This is a genomic window from Methanosarcina sp. (assembly GCF_049706645.1).
In the GTDB taxonomy this organism is placed as follows: domain Archaea; phylum Halobacteriota; class Methanosarcinia; order Methanosarcinales; family Methanosarcinaceae; genus Methanosarcina.
Genome location: NZ_JBNAKP010000026.1, coordinates 93,680 through 108,283, shown reverse-complemented (window position 1 = coordinate 108,283; position 14,604 = coordinate 93,680). Strand labels below are relative to the sequence as shown.

At 40.4% G+C, this 14,604-nt stretch carries 14 protein-coding genes; 13 read left to right on the top strand and 1 reads right to left on the bottom strand.

Annotated features, from left to right (window positions below; genetic code table 11):
- Positions 1-1,546: 1,546 nt before the first annotated feature.
- From ACPK8D_RS10915 to ACPK8D_RS10870, 10 genes are all read left to right on the top strand, one after another.
- Positions 1,547-1,723, top strand: a complete 177-nt coding sequence (locus ACPK8D_RS10915) for a 4Fe-4S binding protein (RefSeq protein WP_424717878.1) — start codon at positions 1,547-1,549, stop codon at positions 1,721-1,723.
- A 569-nt stretch (positions 1,724-2,292) separates the two neighbouring features.
- On the top strand, positions 2,293-2,784 hold the full coding sequence (locus ACPK8D_RS10910; protein ID WP_424717877.1) for a rubrerythrin family protein: 492 nt from the start codon (positions 2,293-2,295) through the stop codon (positions 2,782-2,784).
- A gap of 179 nt (positions 2,785-2,963) precedes the next feature.
- Complete coding sequence (locus ACPK8D_RS10905; RefSeq protein WP_424717876.1) at positions 2,964-3,659, top strand: DUF6064 family protein; 696 nt, start codon at positions 2,964-2,966, stop codon at positions 3,657-3,659.
- Positions 3,660-4,192: 533 nt separating this feature from the next.
- Positions 4,193-5,308, top strand: a complete 1,116-nt coding sequence (locus ACPK8D_RS10900) for a PQQ-dependent sugar dehydrogenase (RefSeq protein WP_424717875.1) — start codon at positions 4,193-4,195, stop codon at positions 5,306-5,308.
- 1,181 nt (positions 5,309-6,489) lie between these two features.
- Entirely contained in the window at positions 6,490-6,735 is a 246-nt protein-coding gene (locus ACPK8D_RS10895) for a hypothetical protein (protein ID WP_424717874.1), read from the top strand.
- Between the two features lie 200 nt (positions 6,736-6,935).
- The gene (gene kaiC / locus ACPK8D_RS10890; RefSeq protein ID WP_424717873.1) at positions 6,936-8,651 is read left to right on the top strand and encodes a circadian clock protein KaiC; all 1,716 of its coding nucleotides are present in this window, start codon (positions 6,936-6,938) and stop codon (positions 8,649-8,651) included.
- Between the two features lie 186 nt (positions 8,652-8,837).
- A complete protein-coding gene (gene kaiB, locus ACPK8D_RS10885; RefSeq protein ID WP_424717872.1) occupies positions 8,838-9,188 on the top strand; it encodes a circadian clock protein KaiB in 351 nt (116 codons plus the stop codon).
- On the top strand, positions 9,185-9,565 hold the full coding sequence (locus ACPK8D_RS10880) for a circadian clock KaiB family protein (RefSeq protein ID WP_424717871.1): 381 nt from the start codon (positions 9,185-9,187) through the stop codon (positions 9,563-9,565). The genes kaiB and ACPK8D_RS10880 overlap by 4 nt, the downstream gene beginning before the upstream one ends.
- A gap of 25 nt (positions 9,566-9,590) precedes the next feature.
- Entirely contained in the window at positions 9,591-10,844 is a 1,254-nt protein-coding gene (locus tag ACPK8D_RS10875; RefSeq protein WP_424717870.1) for a sensor histidine kinase, read from the top strand.
- Between the two features lie 368 nt (positions 10,845-11,212).
- A complete protein-coding gene (locus ACPK8D_RS10870) occupies positions 11,213-11,704 on the top strand; it encodes a serine protease (protein WP_424717869.1) in 492 nt (163 codons plus the stop codon).
- Positions 11,705-12,486: 782 nt separating this feature from the next.
- Here the strand turns inward: ACPK8D_RS10870 and ACPK8D_RS10865 are convergent.
- Positions 12,487-12,795 (bottom strand): hypothetical protein, encoded by a 309-nt coding sequence (locus ACPK8D_RS10865; protein WP_424717868.1) that lies wholly within the window; start codon positions 12,793-12,795, stop codon positions 12,487-12,489.
- A gap of 483 nt (positions 12,796-13,278) precedes the next feature.
- On the opposite strand from ACPK8D_RS10865, the gene ACPK8D_RS10860 reads away from it, so the two are divergent.
- The 3 genes from ACPK8D_RS10860 to ACPK8D_RS10850 all read left to right on the top strand — a co-directional run bounded on the left by ACPK8D_RS10860 (position 13,279) and on the right by ACPK8D_RS10850 (position 14,586).
- Positions 13,279-13,443 (top strand): BadF/BadG/BcrA/BcrD ATPase family protein, encoded by a 165-nt coding sequence (locus ACPK8D_RS10860; RefSeq protein ID WP_424717884.1) that lies wholly within the window; start codon positions 13,279-13,281, stop codon positions 13,441-13,443.
- A gap of 7 nt (positions 13,444-13,450) precedes the next feature.
- Complete coding sequence (locus ACPK8D_RS10855; protein WP_424717867.1) at positions 13,451-13,855, top strand: acyl-CoA dehydratase activase; 405 nt, start codon at positions 13,451-13,453, stop codon at positions 13,853-13,855.
- Between the two features lie 77 nt (positions 13,856-13,932).
- On the top strand, positions 13,933-14,586 hold the full coding sequence (locus tag ACPK8D_RS10850; protein WP_424717866.1) for a class I SAM-dependent methyltransferase: 654 nt from the start codon (positions 13,933-13,935) through the stop codon (positions 14,584-14,586).
- The last annotated feature ends 18 nt before the right edge of the window (positions 14,587-14,604 follow it).

Sequence of the window (14,604 nt, the reverse complement as noted above, 5' to 3'; positions counted from 1 at the left end):
CAATTTTGATTTTGGTAAAAAATAAGATGTACTTTTTTTGGGAAAACTACCAGTATCCTTAATTAATGGAATAAAAGAGAAATAGCCTTCAGTTTGATGATGAATTTAAGAGGACCCTATATCTTCATCATCGTTGCGAAGATCTTCCCATACTTTTCTATCTCCATAAAAAGATAAAGAAGAACAGATTATATTTTTAGAAAAGTTGACAACGATATATGGATAGTACGCTTCTGGACTAACAATAAGCTTTCATAAATTAATCTTTCAAAAAAATAAAAAATTTTATCTATACTACACAGGCATACTCATTTGTATAATCGGATTATAAATGTTCATGCAGAGTTAGTAATGGAACTTAGCAAATTTATTGACCTACAGAGCCACTTTAAAGTAGGTCAATAATAAATCTGAGTTTTATAAATGAATATTTATCATAGCCTCAATTACGTCGACCCATTTTTTAGAAAAATTAAACAGGTTTTTAAATAATTTATAATTTTAGCGAGATATATACAATATATAAAAATTGGAGAGTGTTTATTCTTCTCCCATTTCTTTTCTAAATTCGACGTAATCTCTTTCGACGTCTTCGAGCTCGTATTCCATTTTTATCCCCCTCATTTTATGATTCTTCATTTAGACTTCTCATCCGTAAATCATTATTGAATCGAGTCTTGCAGTACCTACTTTTGTCCAGTAACTGCAAATACTACAATACTGTGTCTCGCCATCTGAGCGCAATTTAAGGTTAGCATTGCATTTTGGACATATTTTTAGATGCTTCATGAATAAAACCTCTTGAAATTTGAAATCAGCAATCTCTGGGAAATTCTTTTTTTATCCCAACTCTAGCACATAGTAATAATCATAAATTATATTAAATAAATGACATCAAAAATTGTATTCAAGCAAAAAATTATTTGACGTAAAAAATTTCAGGTTCATTATAGACTAAGACTTACTTGAACTTAAGAAACAAGATGTCGGACTAAAAACATGTTGAAGTAAGCCAAAGTAGAAGGAAAAAAGCAAAAAATATAAAAGAAGCAAAGATAAAAAAATGTAGGATCATCTGGAATATAATTAACATAAGTGTCCATACGTCTTTTTGAGGAAACAAATTCATCATAAATGTTTTTTATCGCCATCAAATTTGTTTTCAAGATTTTGAGTAAATGGAAAGCAAAATTAAGAACAGTAAAACAATTATCAATAGGCTTATTTTCAGAATACACTATTTATAAAGAGAATCAGAGAGTGTTTTTCAAGATTATTAAATCTTAAAAACGTATTAATTCCAATTTTAGCATTTTTTGGTCTACTGACATTAAAATATTAGAAAATTATACAGCTAGATAGATATTTATAATATTAAATCAGAAAAAGGAAATGGGCTTCCGAAAGTGTAAATACTTGATGCGCCCCAGCTATACTTACTGAAAATTTAACCTGGCCTTTAAACTACACAGAACCATCAACTATATTCATATATAAAATTCAATAAATGAAATTAACTTACTGATGAAATAAGGAGTGAAAAACCATGGTAGCAAAAATTAATGCCGACTACTGCGCTGGTTGCGGAAGCTGTATAGGCCAATGCCCTGCACGTGCAATTTCCTTCAATGACAATGATGTTTCATTTGTGATTGAAGAAAAATGCAATGACTGCGGCTCATGTTTAGATACATGCGCACATGGGGCAATTACCATCGTATAAGGCTCTAAAAAACTTTTTATTTAGAAGTAAACGAATCAAGTTCAAGGATTACCCAGCCCGATCAAAGGCGCCGGACTTAAGATCCGGTTCGAAAGATTTCGTGGGTTCGAATCCCATCCCTCGCACTAACTTTTTGGGATGTATACAACTCTAAAAAAGTGTACGCTTTTGGAGAGATGATGCACAACCCTAGTTTTTTAAAGTGCCCTAAATAAAATAACAAAAAACGCTTATTTTATAAAGAATGCTTAATAGAAAGCCTCATTCATTTCTGATGAATAAATAAAACCAGAAATAAATAAAACCAGAAATTAACGTTGATATTTAAGATGCTGTCATAAATCATTAATAAATTCCTTATCATACGCCTTATCAAAGAGCTTTTGATCCGGCTGAAACTGATATTTCCTGAAAGTACATTGTAGATTTTTTTGAGTTTCCGTTCCATAGAAGACTACTCATCGTTAATATAGATGCTTTGATAATTTAACTACAGGCATTCCGGGCGCTAAAATGATATACGACCCGGTAGATAGGATAAAAAAGCTTTCAAATTAAGGGGAATATGTATGAGTTCTAAGGATAATCTTAAAGCTGCATTTACCGGCGAATCGATGGCAAACAGAACATACCTGGCCTTTGCAAAAAAGGCCGATGCAGAAGGGTATCATCAGATAGCCAAGCTCTTTAGAGCCGCAGCCGCTGCGGAAACGGTCCATGCTTTCAATCATTTCCAGCGTATGGGCGGAGTCGGAACTACAATGGAAAACCTGAAAGATGCCATTAGTGGCGAAACATATGAATTTACGAAAATGTACCCGGAATTCATAGAAGAAGCAAAGAAAGAAGAGGATAAGAGGGCCCTCTGGAGCTTTGAGGTGGCAAATCAGGTGGAGAGAATCCATGCCGCACTATACGAAAAAGCCCTGAATGAAATCGGCCAGAATGAAGAGGTTGATTACCATGTCTGTAGCGTCTGCGGATATACTATGGAAGGCGAACCTCATGATAAATGCCCTATTTGTGGGGCAGCCCCATCCAGATTCGAGAAAATTGACTGAAAAACAATTAAGAGAATAACGTTTCTGACGGTCAGTGGGACATATCGAGAGCTAACAAATTAGAAAGAGTAGAAAGAGCTCTCCATTTACTTTTTTACTATCTCATATCTCATCTGATACAGTATCTCTAAAGAGCCGAAAATCTTTTTCAAGATACTCCGCTTATATAGAGTAAATTTATGAAGATTAAAACAAATACAACTTTTATGAACCTGCCTTTTACACCTGAACAATTTTTTGGAGTTTTTGAGCAGTACAATGAGGCGGTATGGCCAGCTCAGGTGGCTATCTACATTGCCGCTGGTACTGCCTTTTACCTGATGCTCAGGCCCGGGAAGTATTCTAATAAAGTTGTTTCCGGTATTCTTGCCTTATTCTGGTTATGGATGGGCATAGTCTACCAATGGTCATTCTTTGCATCCATTAACCCGGCTGCCCGCGTCTTTGGCGCCCTTTTCGTGCTCCAGGGATTGATCTTCGTTTTTGAAGGACTTGTCAGAAACAGCCTGGCCTTTTCATTCAGCAAAAACTGGCGTTCGGCTGCCGGTATAACCCTGATGCTTTTTGGTCCTATCGTATACCCTATTCTGGGGCATTTCCTGGGCCATACTTACCCCAGCTCTCCGACTTTTGGTCTCCCTTGCCCGACAACCATCTTTACTATCGGGGCCCTCTTGCTTGTCAACAGACCCCTCAGGTATATAGCGGTAATTCCTCTGCTATGGTCAGCTATCGGCTTTTCGGCCGCAATATCCTTAGGTGTAGCAGAAGACGTATCTTTGCTTATAGCCGGTTTGATTGGAATGGTTGCCATTATGTTTAAACGTGCGAAGGTGAATAAGAAAACTGAAGCTGGAGTTTCGGGCTTGGTTTGAAGAAACTCTATTTGTAGATTTACTCAAGTGAATCTCTTTACAAAAGTCAGAAAAATTTTTACATTACCGAATCCCCAAATTTCTTTCAGGCAGACATGAAATCTTATATAGTTTAAATAGTCCTGGCGAAAACAATATAAAATTTCCGATAATGCTTGAGAAAATATTTCTATAAAGCCGAGAAATATATAACCCGGATAATCATTTCACTCCTTTTTCTTCTGGTTTCAAACGGGGGAAGCTTAATGAAAGCAGAGCAGGGGAGTTTAAAACAGGATGAGAAAATTAACCGATCGGGTGCAGATACTGGATAATATGGAAAAATTATCGGTCAACCTTTTTCGGATGTCAAACCAAAATCTCTTGCATAAGAGGTTATAGCCCGTCGGGAAGTGTCCGCCGAAAGAGCAGGGATCCAGGCCTTGAAATCGAAAAAGAGCGTATAGGGCTGTAGAGGCTTTTATACGACAATTAATTCTAAGTAACTGGTGGGGAAAATGAAAAGATCAAAGATAATATTTGGGTTTTTTTCTGTGATTGTACTTATTTTCGTGGCTTATGCCGCCCTGATAACCGTTTCTATTAATGACTGCGGGGAAAATGGTACAGGAATTGCATGTATTGAGCTTCCGCCCGGCTTTTCCATTGATTATTACGCTGAAGATGTTGAATGGGCAAGATCTATGACCCTAAGTCCAAACGGAACACTTTTTGTAGGGAGTCGGAATGCAGGAAAAGTTTATGCGATCCTTGACCGGAACCATGACAATAAAGCCGATGATGTGCTTGTACTTGACGAGGAACTGGATTTGCCAAGTGGGGTGGCGTTCAGGAACGGCTCTCTATATGTTGCTGAGGTTTCCAGAGTGATTCGCTATGATGATATAGAAGCAAGGCTTGAAGATCCGCCCGAACCTGTTGTGGTTAACGATAATTTCCCAATTTTATCCGACCGTATTCACGCTTGGAAATACATTAAATTCGGTCCAGACGGGAAGCTGTATGTGCCTGTCGGAATGCCATGCAACATTTGTAATAAGGAAGGGGAGGACGAGCGTTATGGAACGATCATGAGGATGCAGCCCGATGGAAGCCAGTTTGAGATTTTCGCAAAGGGAATAAGGAATACTGTTGGTTTTGACTGGGATCCCAATACCAAAGAATTGTGGTTTACTGACAACGGAAGAGATATGCTCGGAGATGACCTTCCTCCGGACGAACTTAACCGGGCACCTGTACAGGGAATGCATTTCGGTTTTCCCTACTGTCACGGGGGAGATATTCCTGATCCTGAATTCGGGAAACTAAGGAACTGCTCGGAATTCACGCCTCCTGAAATTAAGCTGGGTCCACACGTAGCTGCCCTTGGAATGACCTTTTACACAGGCACAATGTTTCCTGATGAGTACAGGAACCAGATCTTTATCGCCGAGCACGGTTCATGGAACCGGAAAATCCCAATCGGATACCGGGTCTCCCTTGTCAGGACAGAGAACGGAAAGCCTGTAAGTTACGAACCTTTTGCCGATGGCTGGCTCCAGGGACTTGCAGCCTGGGGAAGGCCTGTGGATGTCCTTGTAATGCCTGACGGAGCCTTGCTTGTTTCAGATGATAAGAATAACGTAATTTATAGAATCAGCTATAGCTGATTCGAATACTTTGCAAGTATAATTAGAGCTAGAGCAATTAAAAAAACGATTAAAGAACAAAATAATTAAAAACTTTCCGGATTTAGTAAAAACATTTCTGATTGATTACGCCTGCATATTACAGTAAGCAGGGGTGGTCGTTTGTTATCCAGAATGCCTGTAGATATTAAAAACGTCTAAGGAAAAATTGAAGAGATTCTCAGAGCCGGAATAATTGTCGAGCTTGATGCCGTAAACCTTTATGAGCATATGGCAAACTTAACGAAAACTGGTATAATCGCAGACAAAAAAGCAATGAGAACTGGAATTAATAACTGTGAATATATATTTAACGAATTGTCGATAATCGTTTCCAACCTATACCACATTGTTCATTAAGAACGTGAAAAAAACATGTTTTTTAATTTTTTACTAAATTTAAACAACGAGATTTATCAAAACTTCCATCAAGATTTATTTTCTCGGTGATTTCTGAGAGCTTAATGTTTTACTTACTATTCTCCTGAATCAGCATTTGAATGTCGTTTAACTCAAAACCCTTAGGGTAATCAGCTCTCTTAATGCATTCTTTATTTATAGGAAAAAACTATTTCTTTTTAAAAATTCTCTTTTTAAAATAAATGTTATCCATGAATTCCTAAAACTAAATTCTTCCATGCTTTAACCCTCTGCAAAACATGGCTATCAGGATGAAGAGCTCACTACTTCTGGCATTTTGCTTCACATAATGCAAAGCCTTCTTAAAAAACCCCAGTTCTTTCCAATCAGAATAAGAAATGCTGAGAATTTTTTGTCTAATTTCTTTAATTAATCCTCAAAACCCTAAATTCAGGGCTAAGAAAATCCAGCTTTCCGGCTTGAATTTTGCAGCAACGCCAGGGTAAAAACCTCAGGGTAAAAACGTTAATATATGCCAAACTTCATTATAGAATATTAAAATTACCAGGCAGACTTGCTACTTTTTAAAATGTCAAACATTACTTTGTATAATAGAATGAGAATTTCAGATAAGTTTTCTTGCCTCAAAAATAAAAAAATCACTCACATAGAATTAAACTGATCTCTAAAATTAATCCACATAAATTATATTTAATAGTCAGAGAAAAAGCTAGCTGAATCTAAATTGAGAAGTCTGTAATTCTGGTATCGATATTACTGGATGTGCTCTGGGGAACACATTTTTGTTAATTCCACCGGAAAAAAGAAGATTTGATGGACGTATTTCTCCTTACTCCAGATCAGGACTGAAAAATAACGGGTTTTTACCTGAACGACACAAATTTCGGAAGAAAATGAGTCAAAATTGCTCTCAAAAGTCTCTCTTAAAAGGTTCAATCAAAAGTCTTCCTCAAAAGGCTATTCCTGAAATTGATGTTTACCTGGGAAAGGGGCAAATCAAAACACTTTCTATATTAATTAGTATCTAAAAGGATGAAAGAGAAGGTTCAATTCAATTTGCTAAGAATCGGTTTAGAGAATTGGATAGATAATTTGGGTAAATAATTTGGTAAATAATTTGGTAAATAATTGGATAAATAATCTGGATGAATAATTGGATGAGAAAGTTGGATGAGAAAATTTGAGCATAAATAAAAGTGCAGTCAATTTCTGAGCTGAGGAGCATTAAATGACTGAAGAGAAAAACACGGCTTTAAAAGAAAAAAGCCTTGAAAAAACCCCCACAGGCATAAAAGGTCTGGACGAAATTACCTTTGGCGGACTGCCAAAGGGTCGCCCAACCCTGGTAACCGGAAGTGCAGGGTCGGGAAAAACCCTTTTTTCCATGGAATTCCTGATAGAAGGAGCCAGAAAGTACGGCGAGCCTGGCGTTTTCATGGCATTTGAGGAAACCGAAGAAGAGCTGGTTAAGAATTTCGCCTCCCTGGGATTTGATCTGGACAGCCTGGAGGCAGAGAACAAGCTTACAGTTGATTATGTCCACATTGATAAAAGCGAGTATGAGGAGACAGGTGACTACGACCTTGAAGGTCTGTTCATAAGGCTCGGGCTGGCCATAGATTCCATAGGTGCCAAACGTGTGGCTCTGGACACGTTAGAGGTTCTGTTCTCAGGATTCCAGAACGAAACCATATTGCGTTCTGAACTTCGCAGGCTCTTTCGCTGGCTGAAGGATAAAGGTGTAACTGCTATCGTTACCGGCGAACGGGGAGAATCGTCCCTTACTCGATACGGGCTTGAGGAATACGTTGCAGATGCTGTCATCCTTCTTGACAACAGGATGGAAGAGCAGATAGCTACCAGGCGCTTACGAATCATTAAGTACAGAGGCTCGAAGCACGGCACCAATGAATACCCCTTCCTGATAGAAGAAGACGGTATATCGGTCCTGCCCATTACTTCACTGAGCCTGGAACACGAAGCATCTGCAGAGAGGGTATCGACGGGCATAAAGCGCCTGGATAAAATGCTCGGGGGCAAGGGCTACTACCGTGGAAGCTCTATCCTGATCTCAGGAACTGCAGGCACAGGCAAGACCAGCTTTGCAGCCGAGTTTGCGAGAGCTGTCTGCGAAAGGGGAGAACGCTGCCTGTATTTCGCCTTCGAAGAATCACCAGGCCAGATCATAAGGAATATGAAATCCATAGGCGTAGATCTCCAGCCTTATATTGACACTGGACTTCTGCAAATCAACGCCTCACGGCCCATGGCCTACGGCCTGGAGATGCATCTGATATCCATGCGCAGGCTCATAGACAGGTTCGAGCCAAGTGCCGTAATTATAGACCCCATATCCAACATGACCAACGTTGGTACTCAGACCGATGTCAAGTTCACACTCACCAAGCTCGTCGACTATTTAAAGCTCAAGAATATCACAGCCGTGTGCACAAGCCTTGTAGAACAGGAGAGTATCGAGGGTGTTAATGCCCAGGGCGTATCTTCCATCATAGATACCTGGATCAACCTCCGCTTCTTTGAGAATGACAACGAGCGCAATCGCGGCATCTCGGTAGTCAAGTCAAGGGGCATGGCGCACTCCAACCAGATCAGGGAATACCTGCTGACTGATCATGGCGCGGAAATTCAGGATGTATACCTGGGACCTTCAGGAGGCCTGCTTATGGGCTCTTCAAGAATTGCCCAGGAAGCTAAGGAAATGACCGAGGCTGTAGCTGAAAGTCAGAATATGGCACGGAAGAAAAGAGATCTGGAGAGCAAGCTCAAAGCCCTGGATGCCCAGATGGCAACATTGAGCTCGGAGTTTGAGATGCAGAAAGAGGAACTCAATAAGCTAATTTCCGAGGATGAACTTAGAACCAGGTCACTCGCAAATAGCAAAAACAGGATGGCTTGTATAAGAAAGGCTGATGAGCCTGAATGAGCAGTACGATTTCAGGGCTATGAAGGAAACAAGCCGGCCTTATCAAAAATCAAAGATAAAGGCTAGATAAATGGGCATTTTTGTCCCATAGCCTGTATAGTTATAATCTATGGATTCCAAGAGTTGTATGGAAAGAGCCTGTTCAGGAAAGGGGTAGCCTTCTCAGGCTCAAGTGGTGGGTATTTGATGAAAGAAGCAACGCAAAATTGTGACGGACCTCAAGCTATTGAGTCCGATACCGTGCCTGAAGATGACATTTACATCCTGAGACTTTATGTGGCCGGGCAGACCAAGAAAAGCCTGGCAGCCTTTGCCAACTTAAAGAAAATCTGCGAGGAACATCTGGGCGGCAGGTACAGGATCGAGATTATAGATCTTGTGGAAAATCCTCAGCTAGCCAAGGGCGATCAGATACTCGCTGTCCCAACGCTGGTCAGGAGGCTCCCTCCACCGATAAAGAAGATCATAGGAGACCTCTCGAATACTGAGCGTGTGCTGGTTGGACTGGATTTGCTTCCCGAAAGGTGTACGCAATGACCCGGACTGAAAAGAGGACTGAAGAGATCATCTTGTCGGACGTCAAAGATGCTATAACGGACTTTGAGGAAGCTCTAACCAGAACTGAAGGCGGAAAATACGTTCTGCACCTCTATGTTGCGGGCATGGGCCCCAAATCCGTGCAGGCGATTGAGAATATCAAACGCATATGTGAAGAATACCTTCCAGGCAAGTACGAGCTGGAGGTCATCGATATTTATCAGTATCCGATCCTGGCCAAAGATGGTCAGATAGTGGCAGCTCCCACTCTCATAAAAGAGCTTCCGCCACCCTTAAGAAAGCTAATAGGAAGCATGGCGGATACAAGGAGAGTTCTGGTTGGAATGGACCTGAAACTCAAAACCGATAAAGAATAATCGATCTCTGGAAGGACAGTGTGATATGAGTTCTAAAGCGGAAAAAGGCCAGGAGCCCGTACCATACAAGGCATTGTTAGATGAGAACGACGCCTTACGAGACGAGGTAGAGACCCTGAAAGCAAGTCTGGCAGAAGCTGAAGAACTGAGGCGCGCCATCAGTGAGGGGGATCTGGATGCCCTGGTAATACCCGGGCCCCAGGGAAAAATGATTTTCACCCTGGATAGTGCGGATTATGCGTACCGCGTCCTGGTTGAGACAATGAATGAGGGCACTGCCACCCTGGCCTGCGATGGCACCATCCTTTACTGTAACCGCCACTTTGCAGAACTCCTGAGGATACCTCTACCTGCCATAGTAGGCACATCTATCTATCAATTCATTGCGCCTGAGAGCACGAAAATCTTTAAGGCGCTTCTGGAGAATGAGAAGAGCAGGGGGGAGATCAATCTCCAGGCTGATGGAGGCAAATTTTTGCCCGTGCATCTGTCCATCAGCTTATTGCAGACCAGGGGATTTGCGAATGCCTGGTGCCTCGTGGTCACAGACCTGACCGAACAGAAAAAGAATGAAGAGATACTCGCAAATATTGAGACCGCCCGTAAAAAGGAAATTCACCACAGGATCAAGAATAACCTTCAGGTAATTTCTTCCCTGCTGGATCTCCAGGCTGAAAAATTCAATAACAAAGGATGCATCAAGGATTCGGAAGTCCTTGAAGCCTTCAGGGTGAGCCAGGACCGGGTCATATCCATGGCGCTTATCCATGAGGAACTGCATGAAGGCGGAGAGATCGATACCCTGAGTTTTTCACCATATCTGGAGAGACTGGTTGAGAACCTTTTCCATACTTATAGACTTGGAGATTCCAGTATTAGCTTAAATACGGATCTTGAAGAGGACATTTTCTTTGATATGGATACTGCAGTGCCTTTAGGGCTGATTGTCAATGAGCTTGTTTCCAATTCTTTAAAATACGCATTTCCAGGCAGGCAAAAGGGAGAGGTTCAAATCAAGCTCTTTAGCCAGGAGGCTGGAAATGGGCTGAATGATAAAAAGGACCCTGGCGGAAAAGCTGGCAGGTATACTCTCATAGTCTCAGATAATGGAACTGGCATTCCCGAAAATATCGATCTTGAAAATCCGGATACTCTTGGTCTGCAGCTAGTATCCATTCTTGTTGATCAACTGGACGGTGAAATCGAGCTAAAACGAGATAATGGGACGAAATTTATTATAAAAATCAGTACAGCAGAAAAATTAACAGATAAATTCTAATTCTTTGCTTACTTTCTTTATATCCTGAATAAGTTTTTTAGTTTTCTCTTTTTCGATAAAGGCTTTTACTCTTCTTACAGGATATATAAAGGCATAGCCAACGATTTATAATGGCATAGCTAGCGATTATTTATAAAGGCGTAACAAGGACACGATCCAGAAGAGCCGGGTTTAAAAACTCCCCAACTTTTTTTAATCAGAGTAAGAAATATTTTAAGAAAAATCTAAGAGATAAGCAGGACTATACCCTATTTTTGGAAATGCCAGCTATCCGGGTTCCGTAAACATAAATAGAGCATAATTTAACATAAATATAGGAAATGCTATGAAATAGGTTTAAGTGAAATCAGCAGCTTGATGAAAGGTTTATGATAAAAGCAGGCGGTATTTTTTTCTATAAGGGAAAACGCTGTATTGTCGGCGCTGTTGTCTCACTCAAAGGGTTACCTTACATGGTCACGGTTTCTCATATATTTCGTGGGGCAGGAGACCATTTGTTAGTGGACGGAATGGAAGTCGCTGTTACAAGCGTTTTGAAAGCTCACGATTTGGCCCTGATAGAGCTTCCTCCTGACAGCGCGGTTAAAATTACCGAGCTTGGCAGTGCAGCTGAGCTGGAGGAAGCTTTTCTTGCCAATGATATCCATACTATCCGATGCAGGGTAGTTAATGCCGGAGCTTCGTTGCTTTATCTGGGTTTTCGGTGCCTCGATATGCCGGAACCGGGGGATAGTGGATCCCCTATCCTGCAGGCAGGGAAGGTAATAGGGCTTATATCCTCGGTAATGCTGGACAATTGCATGGGAATTGCAATAAGTACTGCACAGTTCCCGCATTTGTTTGACTATGCTTTAAAATAGACTTATTATTTTAATAAAATATATAATGTGTTTAGTGGAGACCGTGATACTATACATATTAAGGATAATAGCTAGTCTCTCGGGATGGTAAGAGTGATCCTTGGTGGATCAGTCTACCGCATCCAAAAGTATTCATGTTCTGGAACTTTACTGTATTTTAGGGAGAAAAATAGAGGGGCGCTATGCCTGGAGGAACTTTTATGATCTCTTCGTCTGAAAGGGGTTCATCAGGGGGAGACCATTACTTCCGCAACTAAAGGGCTGCGGTTTCAAGTCCCGAACAGTCTACTTAAAAACATTTAATAGTCCTGGATATTTAATAGTCTAGATATATTACTATGTATTCAAGTCTCTTTTACTCTTATCAACACTTTGCAAAAGCAGATAGTAGCTAGAAACTTTCCTTTCCCCCAGAATATCCTTTTCGCTTAATGACAGAACATTTTTAAAGAATTGAAGCAAAAAAGCTGAAGGCTCCAAACCCACTCTCGTACGCTACAGGGAATGCATAGTAGACAACGGATTCCGATGCAGATTACCTTCCTTCCAGACATTAGGCGCAACAAAGCTCGATATGATTACCTATTGAGGGCTATGCATCCAATCTTTGCTTTTTCTTCCTAATAGAGGAGCTTGCAGGCATCATTCGTTGCCTGTCCTACATTCGAGGATTCTGAACACTGAAATATCCAGGGGGGCTGTTTCTGTACTTCCTGCTTTTGTATTTCGTTATTTTCTTGCATATCTATTATCTTTACTTGTTTTGATTCAGGATTATTCATTTAGCACACAGAGTCGTGTAGAGAAATTCCGGTATCTGTAAGTCGGTACATCCCGTCTTCGAATTTCAGGAATTTTTCTTTAAGCAGGAAATCCATATGGAACTTAAAAAAGAAATCATTTAATTCTGACTCTTCCTTTAACTCTTTTTCAGTCTTCCCGAAGATTCCGACTATCCTAAGAAGTTTCCTTCTTTCGGGATTTACAGAAGCTTTTTCCATAGCCCAATGTCCATATTTAACGTTTTCAGCTTCAGTAGGTTCGCCTTTTTTGTCAAAATATGCATCAATTTCATCAACGTTTTCTGTCATATTAAAACTCCATCTTTTTGAGAATTCAAATGGATTTTTTAAAATTCCAAAAAAGACTAGGTGTAATTATATTATGAGCTGATCCCAAAACTCAAAATTGAGTCCCCGAATTTCAAATTCCCAATAACCAACCAAGTTTCCGGTTACGAAATTTGTTCTGAGATTCTTATTGATGTGAGAAATAAACTTGGTTTTGGGATGGACTCTATTACTTCTTTATTTAAACTATACATTTTAATTCTCTATAAGCTATAGGCAAAATTCTTTTTAATTTATATTCAAATTTCATTGTACTCCACAAATTAAAATTTCTTCTAACCTTTAAGCTGTAAAATTACTTAAAAACTTTTGTTTTATAGTTATATGACAATTCATATGATTTATCAGCTTTGATCCTAATAGAAAATAGAGGTAGTAAACGATTTAACATATTAAACACCAGTATTTTATAGAGAATATGCAACCGGATATGGCCGGAACAGCATAAAATTTGCTGATAGGGCTATAAGCGAGATAACCGCACATGCTAGAGGAGTTTATCACCTGTGCCCGGATGTTAATGGGATAATCGATATAGGCGGCCAGGACAGCAAGGTTATCTCAGTGAATGGCGGAAAGGTAACTGATTTTTTAATGAAAGGTAACTGATTTTTTAATGAACGACAAATGTGCAGCTGGCACAGGCAAATTCTTGGAGTACACGGCAAGGGCCCTTGAAGTAGCAATAGAGGAGCTGGGGAGTCTGGCGCTTGCTTCAAAAAAGCCCACATGCATAACGAGCACGTGTACTGTTTTTGCAGAGTCCGAGGTTATATCCCTTCGTGCAAGAGGATTTAAGAAAGAAGATATCGCAGCTGGACTCATTGAAAGTATTGCCAGGCGAGTTGCTGTCATGGCCAGGCAATTAGGGCTAAGTCAAAATGTTGCCTTCGTGGGAGGTGTGGCTAAAAACGCTGGCATTAAAGCAGCGCTGGAAAAAGAGCTGGGCATCTCACTCTATGTGCTGCCAGAGCCGCAAATTACTGGAGCACTGGGAGCAGCACTGTATGGCGTTAGTTGAAACATTATCTCTAAATTTAGAAGGAAGTAAATCAGATAATAAGAGGAGGTATTGATATTACTGAGTCACAATTCCGTGTGGAAAAGGACGTCATTAATAAGCAGCAACCTCACTGGGAGAAGATCTTTGAAAGTACCTGTTCCAGGTTTGGGGATGAACCGAGTTATCCTGCCAGAAAAGCAGCAGCTATTTTTGAAAAAGAAAGAAAGAATGATATCCTTGAGTTGGGAAGTGGTCAGGGGAGAGATACTTGTTTTTTTGCCAGTAAAGGCTTTCAAGTACATGCGCTTGATTACACCGAAAGCGGGGTAAAAGCCGTAAAAGAAAAACTCTGGAGTATGGGTCTCTCGGATTCGATAGTTGCCCTGAAGCATGATGTCCGGAAACCTCTTCCCTTCGAAAACGAATCGTTTGATGCTTGCTATTCTCATATGCTCTACTGCATGGCACTGACGACATCAGAACTGGAATTCCTAAGTAGTGAAATCAAAAGAGTACTCAAGCCAGGTGGACTCAATATTTACACAGCCAGGCACACTGGAGACGCTCAATATGGGACAGGAATTCACAGAGGAGAAGACATGTACGAGATTGCAGGCAGTTTTATAGTACATTTCTTCAGCAAAGAAAAAGTTGAGCACCTGGCAGAAGGATATGAAAGTTTCGAAGTAGAAGAATTTGAAGAAGGGGAGCTTCCAAGGAAACTATACCTGGTAATGATGCGAAAATAAGAACAAAAATACAGGCTC

What these genes read in the sequence shown, in the direction of transcription:
- ACPK8D_RS10915 (WP_424717878.1), top strand. Translation starts at nt 1,547, where the DNA reads ATGGTAGCAAAAATTAATGCCGACTACTGCGCTGGTTGCGGAAGCTGT.
- ACPK8D_RS10910 (WP_424717877.1), top strand. Translation starts at nt 2,293, where the DNA reads ATGAGTTCTAAGGATAATCTTAAAGCTGCATTTACCGGCGAATCGATG.
- ACPK8D_RS10905 (WP_424717876.1), top strand. Translation starts at nt 2,964, where the DNA reads ATGAAGATTAAAACAAATACAACTTTTATGAACCTGCCTTTTACACCT.
- kaiC (WP_424717873.1), top strand. Translation starts at nt 6,936, where the DNA reads ATGACTGAAGAGAAAAACACGGCTTTAAAAGAAAAAAGCCTTGAAAAA.
- kaiB (WP_424717872.1), top strand. Translation starts at nt 8,838, where the DNA reads ATGAAAGAAGCAACGCAAAATTGTGACGGACCTCAAGCTATTGAGTCC.
- ACPK8D_RS10880 (WP_424717871.1), top strand. Translation starts at nt 9,185, where the DNA reads ATGACCCGGACTGAAAAGAGGACTGAAGAGATCATCTTGTCGGACGTC.
- ACPK8D_RS10875 (WP_424717870.1), top strand. Translation starts at nt 9,591, where the DNA reads ATGAGTTCTAAAGCGGAAAAAGGCCAGGAGCCCGTACCATACAAGGCA.
- ACPK8D_RS10870 (WP_424717869.1), top strand. Translation starts at nt 11,213, where the DNA reads ATGATAAAAGCAGGCGGTATTTTTTTCTATAAGGGAAAACGCTGTATT.
- ACPK8D_RS10865 (WP_424717868.1), bottom strand. Translation starts at nt 12,795, where the DNA reads ATGACAGAAAACGTTGATGAAATTGATGCATATTTTGACAAAAAAGGC.
- ACPK8D_RS10855 (WP_424717867.1), top strand. Translation starts at nt 13,451, where the DNA reads ATGAACGACAAATGTGCAGCTGGCACAGGCAAATTCTTGGAGTACACG.